Genomic DNA, 17,055 nt, shown 5'->3' with positions numbered 1-17,055 from the left:
GAACGCGTTATCGTTCACGTCCATCGCGAGCAAGCTCGCTCCCACAGGTTACCTGCGATCCCTCCAGTCACCATACGAGACCTGCCATGACCATTTCCCTGTACGACGCTTCCGTGCCTGTTTTCCAGCAAATGCTCAACGCCCTGAGCGATGTACTGAAAAAGGCCGAGGCTCACGCCACCGAAAAAAACATCGACCCTAACGCGTTCCTGCAAGCGCGCCTGTTCCCGGACATGTTCCCTCTGGTGCGTCAGGTGCAGATCGCCGTTGATTTCAGCAAGGGTGTTACCGGTCGTCTGGCTGAAGTCGAGCTGCCGAAGTACGACGACAGCGAAACCACCTTCACCGAACTGCAAGCGTTGATTGCCAAGGCACTGGCCTTCATCGGCTCGATCAAGCCGGAGCAGATCAACGGCAAGGAAGGCATCGAGATCGTGACCCGTCCGGGCACGCCTAAAGAGAAGCGCTTCAGCGGCCAGTCCTACCTGCTGACCTACGGCCTGCCGCAGTTCTTCTTCCACGTCACCACCACTTACGCACTGCTGCGCCATAACGGCGTGGAAGTGGGCAAGCGCGACTACATGGGCGCGTTCTAAACCGTCCGGGTACAAAAAAGCCCCCGGAGCCTTTGGCTGCGGGGGCTTTTTCATGGGTACCCAGTCTTCAGCTACACCACAAATCCTGTGGGAGCGGGCTTGCTCGCGAAAGCGGTGTGTCAGCCAACGCTAATGTTGAAGCTGACGACCCCTTCGCGAGCAAGCCCGCTCCCACATGGGGTGGCGGCGTTACGCCAAACGCTCGGCTTTTTGCTCTTCACCCAGGCAAGCCGCCGCGGTGAACAGCACATCGGTGGACGAGTTGAGCGCGGTTTCCGCCGAGTCCTGCAACACGCCGATGATGAAACCGACCGCCACCACCTGCATGGCGATTTCGCTCGGGATGCCGAACAGGCTGCACGCCAGTGGAATCAGCAACAGCGAACCACCGGCTACACCGGAAGCACCGCAGGCGCAGATCGCCGCGACGACGCTCAGCAGGATCGCCGTCGGAACGTCCACGGTGATGCCGAGGGTGTGCACGGCCGCCAGGGTCAGTACGGTGATGGTGATCGCAGCACCCGCCATGTTGATGGTCGCACCCAGCGGGATCGATACCGAGTAGGTGTCTTCGTGCAGGCCCAGACGCTTGCTCAACTCCAGGTTGACCGGAATGTTCGCCGCCGAGCTGCGGGTGAAGAACGCCGTGATGCCGCTCTCGCGCAGGCAGGTCAGTACCAGCGGGTACGGGTTGCGGCGCAGTTTCCAGAACACGATGAGCGGGTTCATCACCAGCGCCACGAACAGCATGCAGCCCAGCAGCACGGCCAGCAGGTGCGCGTAGCCGATCAAGGCACCGAAGCCGGAAGTGGCGAGGGTCGAGGCCACCAGGCCGAAGATGCCCAGCGGGGCGAAGCTGATCACCAGGCGCACGATCACCGTCACGCCGTTGGACAGGTCGCCCAGCACTTCACGGGTGGTGTCGCCGGCGTGGCGGATGGCAATACCCATACCGATGGCCCACGCCAGGATGCCGATGAAATTGGCATTCATCAGGGCGCTGACCGGATTATCGACCACGCTCAGCAACAGGCTTTGCAACACTTCGCCAATCCCGCCTGGTGCAGTGACCGCGACGTCCTGGGTCGACAGCACCAGGCTCGACGGGAACGTCATGCTGGCAACCACCGCGACCACGGCCGCGGCGAAAGTGCCCAGCAGGTACAGGAACAGAATCGGACGGATGTGGGTTTCCTGGCCGTGCTTGTGGTTGGCAATCGACGCCATGACCAGCACGAACACCAGAATCGGCGCGACGGCTTTCAGTGCCGAGACAAACACTTTGCCGATGAACGCCGTGGACTTCGCCATGTCGGGGGCAAACAGCGCCAGGGCAATACCGGCGATCAGGCCGATCACGATCTGTGTGACCAGGCTCAGGCGTTTAAGGCGTTGCAATAGAGAAGGGGATGAAGCTGTCATAAAACGGCATCTCTGAATTTTTATAAGTGCATGGTTTCGTCGCAGTTGCAGCAACAAGCAGGGCAGGCCGCAGACCGGAAACCGGGAGGGGAATACAGGGTGTAGAACACCGCATTCCTTGTGGGAGCGAGCTTGCTCGCGATGACGCTGGCACAGTCGACACTTGCGTTGTCTGACGGCCCGCCATCGCGAGCAAGCTCGCTCCCACAGGTTTTGCCCCTTAAATGATCGGCATTGATCACAGGGTGTACGTTTTTCAGGGCGCGGACTTTATCACAGCGCAGGAACGATCTTTCAGACCTGTGACGAACTGCCACCCTGGTCTTCAACGCGAATTGCAGGTTCGTGCAACCACATCCGAAAACACTCTGTTAAGATTCGCCATCCTCATTTTCATGTCTGCCAGTGGGCCTTCGGGCTATCGCTGGTGTTTTCGTTTTCTGGAGTTTTGCATGCTGCTGCCCATTCTTCTGTTGTCCGCCGCCGGCTTCACGGTGCTGACCACGGAATTCATCATTGTTGGCCTGTTGCCGGCTATCGCCAGGGACCTGGAGGTCAGCATCCCGCAAGCCGGTTTGCTGGTGACCCTGTTCGCCTTCACCGTGGCCGCGTTCGGGCCGTTCCTGACGGCGTATTTCGCCCGCTTCGAGCGTCGCAAGTTGTTCATCTCGGTGCTGATCATGTTTGGCCTGGCCAACACGGTCGCGGCGCTGGCGCCGAACATCTGGGTGATGGCGTTTGCCCGCTTGATCCCGGCGCTGGGGTTGCCAGTGTTCTGGGCCTTGGCCAGCGAAACGGCGGTGGACATCGTCGGGCCGGATTACGCCGGTCGCGCCATCGCCAAGATCGGCTTCGGCATCGTTTGCGCCACGGTGTTCGGCATTCCCGTGGGCACGCTGATTTCCGATGCGTTCGGCTGGCGCAGTGCTTTCGCGATTCTGGCGGTCATCGCCTTTGCCAAGGCGTTGCTGCTGTTTATCTATCTGCCCAGGACCAACCTGCACCAGCATCAGGTGAGCTTTCGCTCGCAGTTCAAGATCCTGCGCAGCCCGCTGATGCTCGGTCACGTGCTGCTGTCTGTGATTGTGTTCAGCGGCATGTTCACCGCGTACACCTATCTGGCGGACATCCTTGAGCGACTGGCCGGCTTCAACGGCACCGTGGTCGGCTGGTGCCTGATGGGCTTTGGTGCGGTCGGGCTGATCGGTAACTCCCTGGGTGGCCGTGCGGTGGATCGTCATCCGCTGATGGCGTCGATGATGTTCTGTGCGTTCATGATTGCCGGCCTGGTGGCGCTGGTGCCGAACATCCACTCGCCGCTGGGTCTGGCAGCAGCGATGGGCATCTGGGGCGTGACCCAGGCGGCGTTGTTCCTGGTCAGCCATGTGCGCCTGATGAAAGCGGCGCCCGAAGCGCCGGCCTTCGCTGCGTCGCTGAACATCGCCGGGGCCAACCTCGGTATCGGTCTGGGCGCGATGATCGGTGGCCGGGTAATCGACAGCGTCGGCCTGCAAGGCCTTGGCTTCGCTGCTGCGGCGTTCATTCTCGCCTCGATCCTGCTGGCCATTGCGCTGATGACCTTCAAGCCCCGGGAAGTCTGCGCCTGAGTGTCCTAAAACTCGGTAAACAGCTCGCGTCGGGCACCTTCGGTAATGGCGACAATGCCGGGGTGCTTGACCTTGCGTTCCACTGAGATGGCATAGAACGACTCGCTCACCGCGTCGGTCTGGCCGATCACTTGCACGCCATATTGGCGTCGCACCTCATCGGCAATCACGCTCGGGCCGATGAAGATCCCGCTGCCGGATTGGCCGAAGGCCTGCATCAGGGCGCTGTCGTCGAACTCGCCGACAATTTGCGGCTGGATCTGCTGCTCGGCAAACCACCGTTGCAAACGGCTGCGCACCACGGTTTCCGGCCCGGGAATCAGTAGCGGCGCACCGTGCAGGTTGCGCGGAAAGTCGTGACCGTAACGGGCCGCCAGCTCTGGGGTGGCGAAGAAGCTGATCCCGCACTCACCGAGTTTCTGGCTGTAGCCCTTGATGTCCAAGTGCGATGGCATGGGGCTGTCGGATATCACCAGGTCCAGGCGCTGGATCGCCAGGTCGGCCAACAAACGTTCAAGCTTGTCTTCGCGGCACGTGATGCGCAGCGGTTCGCTCAGCTCCATGGTCGGTGCAATCAGGCGATAGACGATGGACTTGGGCACCACGTCGGCCACGCCGACGCGAAACAGGATCTGCTGCTCATTGGGTTGTGCCCGCAGCATCAGTTCCAGTTCGCCACCCAGCTGGAACATTTGTTCGGCGTAGGGCAGTGCCTGCCGGCCGGCCTCAGTGAGTTCGAGTTGCCGTCCAACACGCCGAAACAACTCGATGCCAAAGGTCTGTTCCAGTAATGAAATCTGCCCACTGATGGTTTGCGGCGTGAGATTGAGCTGCTCACAGGCGCGCACGATGCTGCCGGTCTTGGCCACCACCCAGAAGTAATGCAATTGCCGATAGTTGAGCATGGCGATCTACAGTTCGTAAAAACCGAAGTATAGCCGCTGAAAATACGAATTTTCCTGAAGTATTCACTTCCCTAGAATGCATCGCTATCAACGGACCATCGTTTAGGTCCCGTTCGTTCTATCGAGGAAAGCATCATGAAGCTTAAAGCCACGGCATTGCTGATCACGTCTTTACTGGTACTGGCCGGTTGCGACCAGGCCGAGAAAAGCGCGCAACAATTGATGGGCAAGGCTGCCGAAAGCGCCAAACAGGCGATTGACGATACCCACAAGGCCGCCGAGCAAGCACTCAATGACGCCACCAGCGGATTGATCAGCAAAAAAGAATCATCGGAAAAAGACTCGGAAAAAACCGAATCTTCCTCCCAGGAAATCTAAACCGTATTACAACGAGTCAGGACTGACCCATGGACTACCTTTTACAACTTGCCGCCAGCCCCACCGCCTGGGTCGCCCTTGCCACCCTGATCGTGATGGAGATCGTGCTCGGCATCGATAACCTGATCTTCATCTCGATCCTGACCAACAAGCTGCCCTTGCACAATCGACAGCGGGCACGGCGCATCGGTATCGGCATGGCGTTGATCCTGCGTCTGGGCTTGCTGAGCACCATCGCGTTCATCGTCCAGTTGACCAATCCGGTGATCGAGATCCTCGGCCACGCGTTTTCCTGGAAAGACATGATCCTGATTGCCGGTGGCCTGTTCCTGTTGTGGAAGGCGACCACCGAGATCCATCACAGCATGGACCCGGCACCGGAAGATCCGAAGTCGGCGACCTCGACCGTGACCCTGGGCTTCGCTGCCGCGATCGGTCAGATCCTGATGCTGGATATGGTGTTCTCCATCGACAGCATCATTACCGCTGTCGGCATGACCGAGCATTTGCCGATCATGGTCATCGCGGTGGTGGTGTCGGTACTGGTGATGTTGCTGGCGGCTGATCCGCTGGCCAAGTTCATCAACGACAACCCGACAGTGGTGATGCTGGCCCTGGGCTTCCTGATCATGATCGGCATGACGCTGATTGCCGAAGGCTTTGGCGCCCATGTACCGAAAGGCTACGTCTATGCGGCCATGGCATTCTCGGCTGCGATCGAGGTGTTGAACATGATGTCCCGTCGCTCCAGGCAGAAGCGGGTTGCCACTGAAGTCTGACCGCCGCTAAAAGAAACGGCCGCCTGAACTCGAAGGAGTGCAGGCGGCCGTTTTTGTTGGTCTCGGATAAAGGTGGTGTCAGTGAGCGTTGGCGTGCTGGCTTGGTGCCTTGTCCGCTTCTTGCGCAGGCGCCGGCTGGACAGGGTGATGGTGGCGGCGAGTAATGCGCAGCACGCCCCACAGCATGGCGGCGGCTACCGCCAGCCAGCCGCAAACCAACATTACAATGATCATGGTCAGGCTCATCGGTGCCTCCTCTTTGCCCTTCAATGGGCACTCACGCTTCGCTGTCGTCTCTTCAAGGAACAGTCTAGCCGTTGCTGTATTTCAGGCTATTGACCGAAAGTCGGCAGTCACCAACCAGTTCGCTCTATCGAATGCAAACAACTGCCGGTTAAGGCTATACCGCTGTCGCGCGGCGTCCTATGATCAACGGCCTTGCCGGGAATATTGTTGCCTGGCGCCTGAACAAGAGAGTGATGATGGTGCGGGTATTTTCTCGAATGCTGTCGGCGGCGCTGATGGCGGGATGTGTGGTGGCGCTGGCGGGTTGCGCCGGGAGTGTTGCACCTGAGATCAAGCGTCTGCCGGAGCGGGTCGAACTCAGTGGCCGCTTCTACAAGGGCGTGGCCAATCAAAGCGGACCGCAGGTGCTGGCCAGCATGCTGTCCCAGCAGAACATCGTGATTACGCCGGGTTTGCTCGACAAACCGCTGCATTTGCCGGGCGCCGAAGCCCAGCTGCAACAGAACATGGTGAACCTCGCGCGTGAGTACGGGATGGTGGTCTATCCCCTTGACGCGACCTTGCCAGCCTTGTTGACCCAGGTCGCGGCCGGTTATCCGGTGATGGTGCGCTTCACCGAAGGCTCGGCGATGTGGGCCGAACCGCGTTATGCGATTCTCACCGGGTACAACCGTCAGAAGCAGACCGTGCTGTTGCGCGCAGGCATGAGTCAGCGGACGTTGATGAGCTTCGGTTCTTTTGAATCGGCGTTCAAGGATGCCGGCGGTTGGGCAGTGTTGATCCAGAGTCCGACGCAGATTCCCGCCCAGGTCGATCAGCAACGCTGGCTCAAGGCAGCCAATGATCTGGCTCAGGCGGGCCAGGAGCCGGCGGCAGCAAAAGCTAAAAAAGCCTTGGCCGCACACTAAGTCCGTTCGTCACCCTCCGGGCACCAGCGCCCGATGCCAGCCTCTAACCTGCAAAGGCCCGGATCTTTCCGGGCCTTGATACAGGAGGCGCCCATGGCTCATTCAACTACGCCGGTCGGTCCACACTCATCCGAGCATTCGTCTGGCAATGAGCTGGGTTTCGATCCCGACTCCCCGGACCTTGCCGATCCTCAGGTCGACCCGATCGGGCCCGCCAAGGCACCGAGGGACGTGAAACCGGGTGACAACCCCAAGGCTCCGGCCAAGCCCTACGATCCACTGGGTGATCTGAAGCCTTAGGTCCAATGGAGGTGTGTATGTCTACCGATTCCAGTTTCGACGACAAACGTCCGGAAACTGTCCCCACAACCCCCGAGCAAAGCACCGATCCGGTGATGGATCCCGACAGCCCGTTGAGGGATCCCCTGGCGCGGCCAACGGTGGCGCCCACTGAAAAGCCGAAGGGTTGGAGAGATCCAAGTACCGGCGACGGTATCCCGGATGACGACCAGATGCCGCTGCCTAACGACTGACTTTGCGACGAAAAAAAGCCCCGGATGTCCGGGGCTTTTTCATGCGTTTGCAGCAAGGTTACTTCGACGCTTCTACCACGCCGCTCTGCCGCTGCTTGAGGTTCTTGTCTGCCTTGTACTGCAAGGCTACGGAAGGCACGTCCGCGCTCTTTCCGCTCTCTACCCAATTACGCATGCGCGTGGCATCGGCAAAGTGGGTGTACTTGCCATAGGCGTCAAGGATCACCAAGGCCACCGGGCGGTTAGCCATCCGGGTCACCAGCACCAGGCAGTGGCCGGCCTCGTTGGTGAAGCCGGTTTTTGTCAGCTGGATGTCCCAATCCGGCTTGCGGACCAAATGGTCGGTGTTGCGGAAACCCAGGCTGTAGTTCGGTTTGCGAAACGAAACGGTCTTTTCCTTGGTTGTACTCAGCTCGGTCAGCAGCGGGTACTTGTGCGCGGCGATCAACAGTTTGCTTAAATCGCGAGCGGTCGAAACGTTGCGCGGCGAGAGACCGGTCGGCTCGACGAAATGGGTATTGGTCATGCCCAAGGCCCGGGCCTTGGCGTTCATTGCAGCAATGAACGCGGCATAGCCACCCGGATAGTGGTGGGCCAGGCTTGCAGCGGCTCGGTTTTCAGATGACATCAGGGCAATCAGCAGCATTTCCCGGCGCGGCAGTTCGCTCTTGAGCTTGACCCGGGAGTACACACCTTTCATTTCCGGTGTGTCGCTGATGTTGATGTTGATGTATTCGTCCATGTTCTGCCGAGACTCGACCACGACCAGGCCAGTCATCAACTTGCTGACGGAAGCGATCGGCACTACCACGTCAGGATTGCTGGCGTAGATGACTTTGTTGGTCTGCATGTCCAGCAGCAAGGAGCTGCCGGAAGCGAGCTTGAGTGTCTTCGTATCTCGCGGTGCTGCGGTGGTTTCGCCAGCGCTGGCGAAGGGCGTGATGAAAGTCCCTGCAACTGCAAAAAATAGGCTCAGGATGGAAAGACGGATATTCACGCTGGCAGACCCATAAAGTGTTGATAAGCCGTTCTGTAACGGACTGTTTCCTGAAAAGCGCGTCATTCTGGAGTATGGCTGAATAACTGTCGATGGTTGTTCAAGTAACAGGTGAAAGTCCTGAGAAACATGAAAAAAAAGTCATTTTCCGGCGGGCGGTCGGTGTTTCTCGCGGGCAAAAAAAACCCCGCCAGGGCGGGGTTCCTTGTCACGCTGACAGCGTGCGCGTTGAAACTCAGCTGTGCAGGGTTTCGGCGGCGTACAGGGTGTTTTCCAGCAGGCAGGCACGGGTCATCGGGCCTACGCCGCCCGGTACCGGGGTGATCCAGCCGGCGCGGGGCAGGGCGGTTTCGTAGATCACGTCACCGACCAGCTTGCCGTCGTCCTGACGGTTGATGCCGACATCGATCACGATCGCGCCTTCCTTGATCCATTCGCCCTTGACCAGGCCCGGCTTGCCGGCGGCGACGACGACCAGATCCGCACGGCCGACATGGCCGGCCAAGTCCTTGGTAAAGCGGTGGGTGACCGTCACGGTGCAGCCGGCCAGCAGCAATTCCATCGCCATCGGGCGGCCAACGATATTGGACGCGCCGACGACCACGGCATCCATCCCGTAAAGGTCGACACCGGTGCTTTCCAGCAGGGTCATGATGCCTTTGGGGGTGCATGGGCGCAGCAGCGGGATACGCTGGGCCAGGCGACCGACGTTATAAGGATGGAAACCGTCGACGTCTTTATCCGGACGAATGCGCTCCAGCAGCCTGGAGGCGTCCAGGTGTTCGGGAAGCGGAAGTTGAAGCAGAACGCCGTCGATTGCAGGGTCGTCGTTCAGGCGATCGATCAGCTCGGTCAGCGCTTCTTGAGTGGTTTCGGAAGGCAGGTCATAGGCTTGGGATAGAAAGCCGACCTCTTCACAGTCTTTACGCTTGTGCGAGACATAAACCTGAGAGGCAGGATCGCTGCCGACCAGGATCACCGCAAGGCCGGGCGTGCGCAGGCCTTGCTGGCGACGCTCGGTGACACGTTGGGCGATCTGCTGGCGCAGGCTGGCGGCGATCGATTTGCCGTCGATAAGTTGTGCAGTCATTGCGCGTGATTAACCATCGAGAGGGGAAAAAAAGAGAACGCATTCTCGCATGTCATGCGGTGAGGGCAAAGGCGCTTGGTCTGCAAATTCCCCTAACTCCTTTAATTAAATGAATTTTTTTTAAAAAGGATTTGACGACCTTCGGGGGGCTCTATACTATTCGTCGCACTTGTCGGGCACAGCCTAGCACTGGTTAGGAAGGTTGAGCAGGATTACGATTCTGCAAGACTGGAAAGCACTTAGTTTGTAGTCCTCCAAGGTTACAGCTAACAAGGCGCCCGTAGCTCAGCTGGATAGAGCATCCGCCTTCTAAGCGGATGGTCGCAGGTTCGAGTCCTGCCGGGTGCGCCATTAGGCAGCTTTGGCACAAGTAGCGCGATATGGTGGGCGTAGCTCAGTTGGTAGAGCACGGGATTGTGACTCCCGTTGTCGTGGGTTCGATCCCCATCGTCCACCCCATATTTCGAAAGGCGCCAGATTAACAGTCTGGCGCCTTTGCTTTAAAGGCTTCATCCGCGGATGTGGTGGAATTGGTAGACACACTGGATTTAGGTTCCAGCGCCGCGAGGCGTAAGAGTTCGAGTCTCTTCATCCGCACCAAATAAAGCTTCATTCAGGCACTTGGCCTGGCTGGAGCTTGATAAAGAAGTTGTTTGGCTTCTTTAACAGGCAATATGGTGGGCGTAGCTCAGTTGGTAGAGCACGGGATTGTGACTCCCGTTGTCGTGGGTTCGATCCCCATCGTCCACCCCATATTTCGAAAGGCGCCAGATTGAAAAGTCTGGCGCCTTTTTTGTTTCGGCGGCCGCAGGTTCCGGGTCGCAGGGGCGGGCGTTTCGTCGTATTTATGTTTCTCGATGATGCTGTCCTGCCCGCCGGCCTTGCTTGCGAGATCGGCTGTCAGGGAGATGATTGGCGACCTTCTCTATATAGGGAGAGGTTGGCGCAGAGCCCTGGCGTGATTGGTTGTATTTGCCATCGGGGCGAGGTGCATTCGTGCATTCGCACCTATAAATTGCCTGCTGCGTTTTTACCCGTTTTCAGTAGGGTGACTTCTTGAGTTTGACCCACTAGAATGCATGCCCTTGGTGCGACACGCGTGACGTGTCTCCTAAACTTCGAGGTGTAGAGTCATCTTGAAGGGTTTTCGAAAGAGAGCCGAGAGCTTGGGTGCCCAATCCCAAGAAACAAAACCCTCCCAGAAGTCCAATGCCTTCAAGGACTTGCCGCAGCGGCGGTGGCAAACTCAAGGTCGATTAGCGCTCGGTGGCTCGACCGCAGTACTGGATTTCCGGTATTGGAGTGCCTACTACACATCAGCCCTATTCAGGGCTAAACCCATGCGGGAGAGAATCCCCGCTGGGGTTCCCTCCTGCTTTTGAAACAGGAGGTAACAATTCTTTGAGCATGCTGCCCCGGCAGTCCCTGTTCACATCAAACCGGAGACATGAGCGAAAGCTCTGTCTGTCATTGTCCAACCATTGCCTGTTTGGAGTGGCAGCGGACTCGTTGTGCGACCAACGATAGCCTAGGAAGACATGCGTCACTGGTAACGGTGGGGTGTGAAGCTCTTCCAACAATGTAGCCCCCGTATGGGTGCGTCTTCGCCGTGAGGCGGAGCGCAGATGCTCGGAGCAGTACCGGGTTGAGGCGCTAGGCTGGCTGGTATGGGTAACACAAGTGAACTGCTAATAAACGTCGTCAGCATTACGGTGCCTAATCTGCTGATAGGCATTAACCAAAAAGGTGATGCGACCGGTTGTTCTGGTCAAGGGTCGGAACACGTCGTCACATAAGGTCGCCGGCGAATAGGCAGACTCTAACCCAGTCGTGTGACAGGCAGGGAACGTGGTAAGCCCGTATGGCTGCCTTCGGGCAGGTGAACCGCAAGGTGATCCGTTGGCTGTGCGGGTATGGGATCGCAGAGAAAGCGAAAGCCGGGCTGTAATGGCCCGGATAGGGGCTGGAACATTGCTCCTCGGGAAACCGGGCAGACTTCTGCGTGGTCTTTCGTCGCATGAACTCTGAGTGAACCTGTCTCAATAAACCTAGAGATCCAGCTGTAACGGATCTTCTATTAATCCAACCCTGGCGGGAGCGTCCATTCCCGTCAGGGGATGTGTGCGTCTTTCGCTTGGGGCAACTTGAGAGGAAGGCAGCATGTTAGAACATAGCCAATTGGCCGTGTCTGCGCCTTCCGGCGCTCCGCAACAATGGCATGACATCGATTGGTGGCGTGTTCAGCGGAATGTCCGGGCGATGCAGATACGGATTGCGAAGGCTTGTCGGGAAGGCAACTGGCGCAGGGTGAAAGCCTTGCAGCGGATGCTGACCCGCTCACGCTCGGCCAGATACTTGGCCGTACGGCGAGTCACTGAAAACCAGGGTAAGCGCACGGCGGGAGTCGACCGCGTGCTCTGGGATACACCCGATGCCAAATGGAAGGCGGCATATGGGTTGAAGCGCCACGGTTATAAACCACGGCCTTTACGGCGTGTGTTTATTCCGAAGTCAAATGGAAAGGAGCGCCCTCTGGGCATTCCGACCATGACGGACAGGGCAATGCAGGCGTTGTATTTGCTTGCTCTGGCACCCATTGCAGAAACCACCGGCGATCCAAACAGCTACGGCTTTAGGATCGAGCGATCTACGGCGGATGCAATGGGGCAGTTGTTCGTATGCCTATCCAAGAAGGTTTCGGCCCAATGGGTTTTGGAGGCGGACATCAAAGGCTGCTTTGACCATATCAATCATGACTGGCTTATCACCAATGTCCCAACGGATAAGGTGGTTCTCCGAAAATGGTTGAAAGCTGGCGTGATTCATAAAGGCCAGCTACAGGCAACGGATGCCGGTACGCCACAGGGCGGGATTGTCTCGCCCAGCTTGGCAAATCTGGTGCTGGATGGGCTGGAGTCACAACTTAAGCAGCATCTGGGTGTGACCAAGGCCAAGAAGCTGAAAATCAATGTGGTGCGTTATGCGGATGACTTTGTGATAACCGGAACCTCGCGAGAGGTGCTGGAAACTGAAGTCAGACCTTGGGTAGAGCAGTTCCTAGCAGTGCGGGGGCTGCAGTTGTCACTCGAGAAGACGCGTGTCGTCCATATAAAGGAAGGCTTTGACTTTCTAGGTTGGAATTTCCGCAAGTACGATGGGAAGCTTCTGATCAAGCCAAGCAAGAAAAACGTGAAAGCGTTCTATAGCAAGGTAAGGGAGGTCATCAGTACCAGCAAAACGGTAAGGCAGGAGGATCTGATCCGACAGCTGAATCCGATACTGCGTGGCTGGGCGTTCTATCACCAGCCTGTGGTAGCCAAGAAAGCGTATAGCCGCATGGATTACATGATCTTTCTGGCTCTATGGCGTTGGGCAAAACGGCGACACCCTAAGAAAACACTCCAGTGGATCGGAGCGAAATACTTTAAACCCATGAAGGGGCGCAAAGGGGTGTTTGCTACCGCGACGATGAATGACAAGGGAGAGATGCGAACGATCGAGTTGTACTCGCTAGCGAGCACTCCGATCGAAAGGCACAAGAAGGTGAGTGGGGAGTACAACCCCTTCGATCCTTCTATGGAGGAAATGGGTGAGAAAAGGCGTATGGAACAGATGCTCAAAAGGCTGGCGTACCGTAAGCAAATCTTGAGCCTTTTCCAGTGTCAGAAAGGATTGTGTCCAATATGTAAGTTACCGATTACGAAGGAGACGGGGTGGCATGATCACCACATTCTGTACCGCACAAAAGGCGGTGGAGACTCCCTAAATAACCGGGTACTATTGCACCCCCTTTGTCACCAGCGGCTACACGCTCGCGGATTGACAGTGAACAAACCGGCTCCCCTTACCGGGGGTTTTGATTAGGCCCGAGCCGTATGCGGGGAAACTCGCACGTACGGTTCTTAGGGGGAGGTGGGCCAGTAATGGCCCATCTCTACCCGACATTCTGGGGTCGGAAACGGCCGGCTAACGTCTGTGCAACGAGGAATATCCATGCAAGTTTCTGTTGAAAATACTACTGCTCTTGAGCGCCGCATGAGCGTCACCGTGCCGGCTGAGCGCATCGAGAGCCAGGTCAACAAGCGTCTGCAGCAGACCGCCCAAAAGGCCAAGATTGCTGGCTTCCGTCCAGGCAAAGTGCCAATGAGCGAAATCAAGCGCCGTTTCGGTGCTGACGCTCGCCAGGAAGCTGTAGGCGACGTGATCCAGTCTTCCTTCTACGAAGCTGTGGTTGAGCAGAAGCTGAACCCGGCTGGTCAGCCTTCGATCGAGCCAAAATCCCTGGAAGCGGGCAAGGACCTGGAATACGTAGCCGTATTCGAAGTGTTCCCTGAGTTCACCGTTGCCGGTTTCGAAGGTATCACTGTAGAGCGCCTGAGCGCTGACGTGTCTGATGCCGATCTGGACAAGATGCTGGACATCCTGCGCAAGCAGAACACCCGTTTCGAAGTGGCCGATCGCGCTGCTCAAAACGAAGACCAGCTGAACATCGATTTCGTCGGCAAGGTCGACGGTGAAGTGTTCGCTGGCGGTTCCGCCAAGGGTACCCAGCTGGTTCTGGGTTCCGGCCGCATGATCCCTGGTTTCGAAGATGGCCTGGTTGGCGCCAAAGCCGGTGAAGAACGCGTTCTGAACCTGACTTTCCCAGAGGACTATCAGAACCTGGACCTGGCTGGCAAAACCGCCGAGTTCACCGTGACCGTCAACACCGTTTCCGAGCCAAAGCTGCCAGAGCTGACCGAAGAATTCTTCGCTCAATTCGGCATCAAGGAAACCGGTCTGGAAGGCTTCCGCGCCGAAGTTCGCAAGAACATGGAGCGTGAACTGCGTCAGGCGATCAAATCCAAGGTCAAGAATCAGGTAATGGACGGTCTGCTGGCCACCAACCCGATCGAAGTGCCAAAGGCTCTGCTGTCCAACGAAGTTGACCGTCTGCGCGTGCAGGCTGTTCAGCAGTTCGGTGGCAACATCAAGCCTGACCAACTGCCGGCCGAGCTGTTCGAAGAGCAAGCCAAGCGCCGCGTAGTACTGGGTCTGATCGTGGCTGAAGTGGTCAAGCAATTCGACCTCAAGCCTGACGAAACCCGCGTTCGCGAGATGATTCAGGAAATGGCTTCGGCCTACCAGGAGCCTGAGCAAGTTGTGTCCTGGTACTACAAGAACGACCAGCAACTGAACGAAGTTCGCTCGGTTGTGCTGGAAGAGCAAGTTGTGGATACTGTTCTGCAGAAAGCTAGCGTGACCGACAAATCGGTCTCTTACGAAGAAGCAGTCAAGCCGGTAGAAGCACCACAAGCCGACTGATCACTTTTGCGGTAAGAAGCAAACACCATAAGCCAGCCTTCGAGCTGGCTTATGCGTATTCAAGACATAACTATTTGGGAGTGACTGCAGAGCATGTTCCGTAATTCGTATATTCAGCAGAACTCTGATATCCAGGCCGCTGGCGGCCTGGTCCCGATGGTTGTCGAGCAGTCCGCTCGTGGCGAGCGCGCCTACGACATCTACTCGCGTCTCCTCAAGGAGCGGGTGATCTTTCTGGTGGGCCCCGTAGAGGACTACATGGCCAACCTGATCTGTGCGCAACTGCTGTTCCTTGAAGCGGAAAACCCGGACAAGGACATCCATCTCTATATCAACTCCCCGGGCGGTTCGGTGACGGCGGGCATGTCGATCTACGACACCATGCAGTTCATCAAACCCAACGTGTCGACCACCTGTATCGGTCAGGCGTGCAGCATGGGCGCGTTCCTGCTGACGGCCGGTGCACCTGGCAAGCGTTATTGCCTGCCAAACTCGCGTGTGATGATTCACCAGCCACTGGGCGGTTTCCAGGGCCAGGCGTCGGATATCGAAATCCATGCCAAGGAAATCCTCTTCATTCGTGAGCGTCTCAACACGCTGATGGCCAAGCACAGCGGGCGCACTCTCGAAGAAATCGAGCGCGATACCAATCGCGACAACTTCATGAGTGCAGACGCCGCGCGTGAGTACGGCTTGATCGATGAAGTGATCACCCAGCGCCCCGCTTAAAATAAGCAGCTCAAAATAAGGTTGGTCGGCGGGTCCGATCACCGGCGGGCTTGAAAAAGCCCGCAATAGCCTTCATCTTGTGTTGCAAGCCTATCGGATTTGGATCGAACGAATGACTGACACCCGCAACGGCGAGGACAACGGCAAGCTGCTCTATTGCTCCTTCTGTGGCAAAAGCCAGCATGAAGTACGCAAATTGATTGCCGGCCCCTCGGTCTTTATCTGCGACGAGTGCGTCGACCTGTGCAACGACATCATCCGCGAGGAGGTGCAGGAAGCACAGGCCGAAAGCAGCGCGCATAAATTGCCTTCGCCTAAAGAAATCAGCGGCATCCTTGATCAGTATGTGATTGGTCAGGAGCGTGCGAAAAAGGTTCTGGCCGTAGCGGTGTACAACCACTACAAGCGCCTGAACCAGCGTGACAAAAAGAATGACGACGTCGAACTCGGCAAGAGCAACATCCTGCTGATCGGCCCGACAGGCTCGGGTAAGACCCTGCTTGCCGAAACACTGGCTCGCTTGCTGAACGTTCCGTTCACCATCGCCGACGCAACCACCCTCACCGAGGCGGGTTACGTGGGTGAAGATGTCGAGAACATCATTCAGAAGCTGCTGCAGAAATGCGATTACGACGTGGAAAAGGCCCAGATGGGCATTGTCTACATCGATGAAATCGACAAGATTTCGCGCAAGTCTGACAACCCGTCGATCACCCGGGACGTTTCCGGTGAAGGCGTGCAGCAGGCCCTGCTCAAGTTGATCGAAGGCACGGTCGCTTCCGTTCCGCCTCAAGGTGGTCGCAAGCATCCGCAGCAGGAATTCCTGCAGGTCGACACCCGTAACATCCTGTTCATCTGCGGTGGCGCGTTCTCTGGTCTTGAGAAGGTCATTCAAAACCGTTCCACCAAGGGTGGCATCGGTTTCAACGCAGAAGTGCGCAGCAAGGAAGAAGGCAAGAAAGTCGGTGAGTCCCTGCGTGAAGTCGAGCCTGACGATCTGGTCAAGTTCGGTCTGATCCCGGAATTCGTCGGTCGTCTGCCGGTACTTGCCACGCTGGACGAGCTCGACGAGGCTGCATTGATGCAGATCCTCACCGAGCCGAAAAATGCTCTGACCAAGCAGTATGCCAAGCTGTTCGAGATGGAAGGCGTGGATCTGGAATTCCGGACCGACGCTCTGAAATCGGTCGCCAAGCGTGCCCTGGAGCGTAAAACCGGTGCCCGTGGCCTGCGTTCGATTCTCGAAGGTGTATTGCTCGACACTATGTATGAAATCCCCTCGCAATCGGAGGTGAGCAAAGTAGTGATCGATGAAAGCGTGATAGAAGGCAAGTCCAAGCCACTGTATATCTATGAAAACAGTGAGCCGACCGCCAAGGCTGCGCCAGACGCATAAGCGTCACGCAGCTTGAATAAAGAAGGGGCCTTCGGGCCCCTTTGCTATTTCGGGATCTGGCCTGCAGGAGCCGGCTTGCCAGCGAAGGCGGTCTTTGAAGGCGTATCCGGCCCGTCGCAGCAGCATCCGTATGCTGCAATCTTTCAAGTGGTTCTTTTATCCGCT

16 protein-coding genes and 4 tRNA genes are annotated in these 17,055 nt (G+C 57.5%); 15 read left to right on the top strand and 5 right to left on the bottom strand.

Annotation, left to right across the window (positions count from 1 at the left end; translation table 11 throughout):
• Positions 1–86 precede the first annotated feature (86 nt).
• Positions 87–596 (top strand): DUF1993 domain-containing protein, encoded by a 510-nt coding sequence (locus PspS34_RS18635; RefSeq protein WP_154946676.1) that lies wholly within the window; start codon positions 87–89, stop codon positions 594–596.
• A gap of 189 nt (positions 597–785) precedes the next feature.
• Here PspS34_RS18635 and sstT read toward each other — a convergent pair whose 3' ends face one another.
• The gene (sstT, locus tag PspS34_RS18630) at positions 786–2,018 is read right to left on the bottom strand and encodes a serine/threonine transporter SstT (RefSeq protein ID WP_150812566.1); all 1,233 of its coding nucleotides are present in this window, start codon (positions 2,016–2,018) and stop codon (positions 786–788) included.
• Positions 2,019–2,470: 452 nt separating this feature from the next.
• On the opposite strand from sstT, the gene PspS34_RS18625 reads away from it, so the two are divergent.
• Positions 2,471–3,625: an MFS transporter gene (locus PspS34_RS18625; RefSeq protein ID WP_090456711.1), complete on the top strand. Its 1,155-nt coding sequence runs from the start codon at positions 2,471–2,473 to the stop codon at positions 3,623–3,625.
• 5 nt (positions 3,626–3,630) lie between these two features.
• On the opposite strand, the gene nhaR is transcribed toward PspS34_RS18625, so the two are convergent.
• Positions 3,631–4,530 (bottom strand): transcriptional activator NhaR, encoded by a 900-nt coding sequence (gene nhaR / locus PspS34_RS18620; protein WP_057714085.1) that lies wholly within the window; start codon positions 4,528–4,530, stop codon positions 3,631–3,633.
• A 135-nt stretch (positions 4,531–4,665) separates the two neighbouring features.
• Between nhaR and PspS34_RS18615 the strand changes: the two genes are divergently transcribed.
• Positions 4,666–4,908, top strand: a complete 243-nt coding sequence (locus PspS34_RS18615; protein ID WP_150812569.1) for a hypothetical protein — start codon at positions 4,666–4,668, stop codon at positions 4,906–4,908.
• Between the two features lie 29 nt (positions 4,909–4,937).
• Entirely contained in the window at positions 4,938–5,687 is a 750-nt protein-coding gene (locus tag PspS34_RS18610; RefSeq protein WP_090456707.1) for a TerC family protein, read from the top strand.
• Positions 5,688–5,765: 78 nt separating this feature from the next.
• Here PspS34_RS18610 and PspS34_RS28325 read toward each other — a convergent pair whose 3' ends face one another.
• The gene (locus tag PspS34_RS28325) at positions 5,766–5,933 is read right to left on the bottom strand and encodes a hypothetical protein (RefSeq protein WP_167362872.1); all 168 of its coding nucleotides are present in this window, start codon (positions 5,931–5,933) and stop codon (positions 5,766–5,768) included.
• Positions 5,934–6,112: 179 nt separating this feature from the next.
• On the opposite strand from PspS34_RS28325, the gene PspS34_RS18605 reads away from it, so the two are divergent.
• From PspS34_RS18605 to PspS34_RS18595, 3 genes are all read left to right on the top strand, one after another.
• Entirely contained in the window at positions 6,113–6,841 is a 729-nt protein-coding gene (locus PspS34_RS18605) for a peptidase C39 family protein (protein WP_150812571.1), read from the top strand.
• A gap of 93 nt (positions 6,842–6,934) precedes the next feature.
• Positions 6,935–7,141 carry a DUF6021 family protein gene (locus tag PspS34_RS18600; RefSeq protein WP_057714089.1) on the top strand — a complete coding sequence of 69 codons (207 nt, stop codon included), beginning with the start codon at positions 6,935–6,937 and terminating at the stop codon, positions 7,139–7,141.
• Positions 7,142–7,158: 17 nt separating this feature from the next.
• The gene (locus PspS34_RS18595; protein WP_057714090.1) at positions 7,159–7,374 is read left to right on the top strand and encodes a hypothetical protein; all 216 of its coding nucleotides are present in this window, start codon (positions 7,159–7,161) and stop codon (positions 7,372–7,374) included.
• A gap of 58 nt (positions 7,375–7,432) precedes the next feature.
• Here the strand turns inward: PspS34_RS18595 and pbpG are convergent, their stop codons facing one another.
• Complete coding sequence (gene pbpG / locus PspS34_RS18590) at positions 7,433–8,371, bottom strand: D-alanyl-D-alanine endopeptidase (protein ID WP_150812572.1); 939 nt, start codon at positions 8,369–8,371, stop codon at positions 7,433–7,435.
• Between the two features lie 235 nt (positions 8,372–8,606).
• On the bottom strand, positions 8,607–9,461 hold the full coding sequence (gene folD / locus PspS34_RS18585; protein ID WP_046043051.1) for a bifunctional methylenetetrahydrofolate dehydrogenase/methenyltetrahydrofolate cyclohydrolase FolD: 855 nt from the start codon (positions 9,459–9,461) through the stop codon (positions 8,607–8,609).
• A 274-nt stretch (positions 9,462–9,735) separates the two neighbouring features.
• On the opposite strand from folD, the gene PspS34_RS18580 reads away from it, so the two are divergent.
• From PspS34_RS18580 to clpX, 8 genes are all read left to right on the top strand, one after another.
• A tRNA-Arg gene (locus tag PspS34_RS18580) sits at positions 9,736–9,812 on the top strand.
• 32 nt (positions 9,813–9,844) lie between these two features.
• A tRNA-His gene (locus PspS34_RS18575) sits at positions 9,845–9,920 on the top strand.
• A gap of 56 nt (positions 9,921–9,976) precedes the next feature.
• Positions 9,977–10,061 (top strand) — tRNA-Leu (locus PspS34_RS18570).
• Positions 10,062–10,138: 77 nt separating this feature from the next.
• Positions 10,139–10,214 (top strand) — tRNA-His (locus PspS34_RS18565).
• A 1,407-nt stretch (positions 10,215–11,621) separates the two neighbouring features.
• Positions 11,622–13,325: a group II intron reverse transcriptase/maturase gene (gene ltrA / locus PspS34_RS18560; RefSeq protein ID WP_154946677.1), complete on the top strand. Its 1,704-nt coding sequence runs from the start codon at positions 11,622–11,624 to the stop codon at positions 13,323–13,325.
• A gap of 129 nt (positions 13,326–13,454) precedes the next feature.
• Positions 13,455–14,765 carry a trigger factor gene (tig, locus tag PspS34_RS18555; RefSeq protein WP_057714092.1) on the top strand — a complete coding sequence of 437 codons (1,311 nt, stop codon included), beginning with the start codon at positions 13,455–13,457 and terminating at the stop codon, positions 14,763–14,765.
• Between the two features lie 93 nt (positions 14,766–14,858).
• Positions 14,859–15,494 carry an ATP-dependent Clp endopeptidase proteolytic subunit ClpP gene (gene clpP, locus PspS34_RS18550; RefSeq protein ID WP_090456702.1) on the top strand — a complete coding sequence of 212 codons (636 nt, stop codon included), beginning with the start codon at positions 14,859–14,861 and terminating at the stop codon, positions 15,492–15,494.
• A 112-nt stretch (positions 15,495–15,606) separates the two neighbouring features.
• Positions 15,607–16,890, top strand: a complete 1,284-nt coding sequence (clpX, locus tag PspS34_RS18545; RefSeq protein ID WP_008048848.1) for an ATP-dependent Clp protease ATP-binding subunit ClpX — start codon at positions 15,607–15,609, stop codon at positions 16,888–16,890.
• The last annotated feature ends 165 nt before the right edge of the window (positions 16,891–17,055 follow it).

The sequence above is a fragment of the Pseudomonas sp. S34 genome, from assembly GCF_009866745.1.
GTDB lineage: Bacteria > Pseudomonadota > Gammaproteobacteria > Pseudomonadales > Pseudomonadaceae > Aquipseudomonas > Aquipseudomonas jessenii.
Note: the sequence above shows the minus strand (reverse complement) of the source record. Positions and strands in the feature narration are given on the sequence as shown.

Bases quoted from the DNA above. Each gene is read 5' to 3' on its own strand.
- PspS34_RS18635 (WP_154946676.1), top strand. From the start codon at position 87: ATGACCATTTCCCTGTACGACGCTTCCGTGCCTGTTTTCCAGCAAATG.
- sstT (WP_150812566.1), bottom strand. From the start codon at position 2,018: ATGACAGCTTCATCCCCTTCTCTATTGCAACGCCTTAAACGCCTGAGC.
- PspS34_RS18625 (WP_090456711.1), top strand. From the start codon at position 2,471: ATGCTGCTGCCCATTCTTCTGTTGTCCGCCGCCGGCTTCACGGTGCTG.
- nhaR (WP_057714085.1), bottom strand. From the start codon at position 4,530: ATGCTCAACTATCGGCAATTGCATTACTTCTGGGTGGTGGCCAAGACC.
- PspS34_RS18615 (WP_150812569.1), top strand. From the start codon at position 4,666: ATGAAGCTTAAAGCCACGGCATTGCTGATCACGTCTTTACTGGTACTG.
- PspS34_RS18610 (WP_090456707.1), top strand. From the start codon at position 4,938: ATGGACTACCTTTTACAACTTGCCGCCAGCCCCACCGCCTGGGTCGCC.
- PspS34_RS28325 (WP_167362872.1), bottom strand. From the start codon at position 5,933: ATGAGCCTGACCATGATCATTGTAATGTTGGTTTGCGGCTGGCTGGCG.
- PspS34_RS18605 (WP_150812571.1), top strand. From the start codon at position 6,113: ATGATCAACGGCCTTGCCGGGAATATTGTTGCCTGGCGCCTGAACAAG.
- PspS34_RS18600 (WP_057714089.1), top strand. From the start codon at position 6,935: ATGGCTCATTCAACTACGCCGGTCGGTCCACACTCATCCGAGCATTCG.
- PspS34_RS18595 (WP_057714090.1), top strand. From the start codon at position 7,159: ATGTCTACCGATTCCAGTTTCGACGACAAACGTCCGGAAACTGTCCCC.
- folD (WP_046043051.1), bottom strand. From the start codon at position 9,461: ATGACTGCACAACTTATCGACGGCAAATCGATCGCCGCCAGCCTGCGC.
- ltrA (WP_154946677.1), top strand. From the start codon at position 11,622: ATGTTAGAACATAGCCAATTGGCCGTGTCTGCGCCTTCCGGCGCTCCG.
- tig (WP_057714092.1), top strand. From the start codon at position 13,455: ATGCAAGTTTCTGTTGAAAATACTACTGCTCTTGAGCGCCGCATGAGC.
- clpP (WP_090456702.1), top strand. From the start codon at position 14,859: ATGTTCCGTAATTCGTATATTCAGCAGAACTCTGATATCCAGGCCGCT.
- clpX (WP_008048848.1), top strand. From the start codon at position 15,607: ATGACTGACACCCGCAACGGCGAGGACAACGGCAAGCTGCTCTATTGC.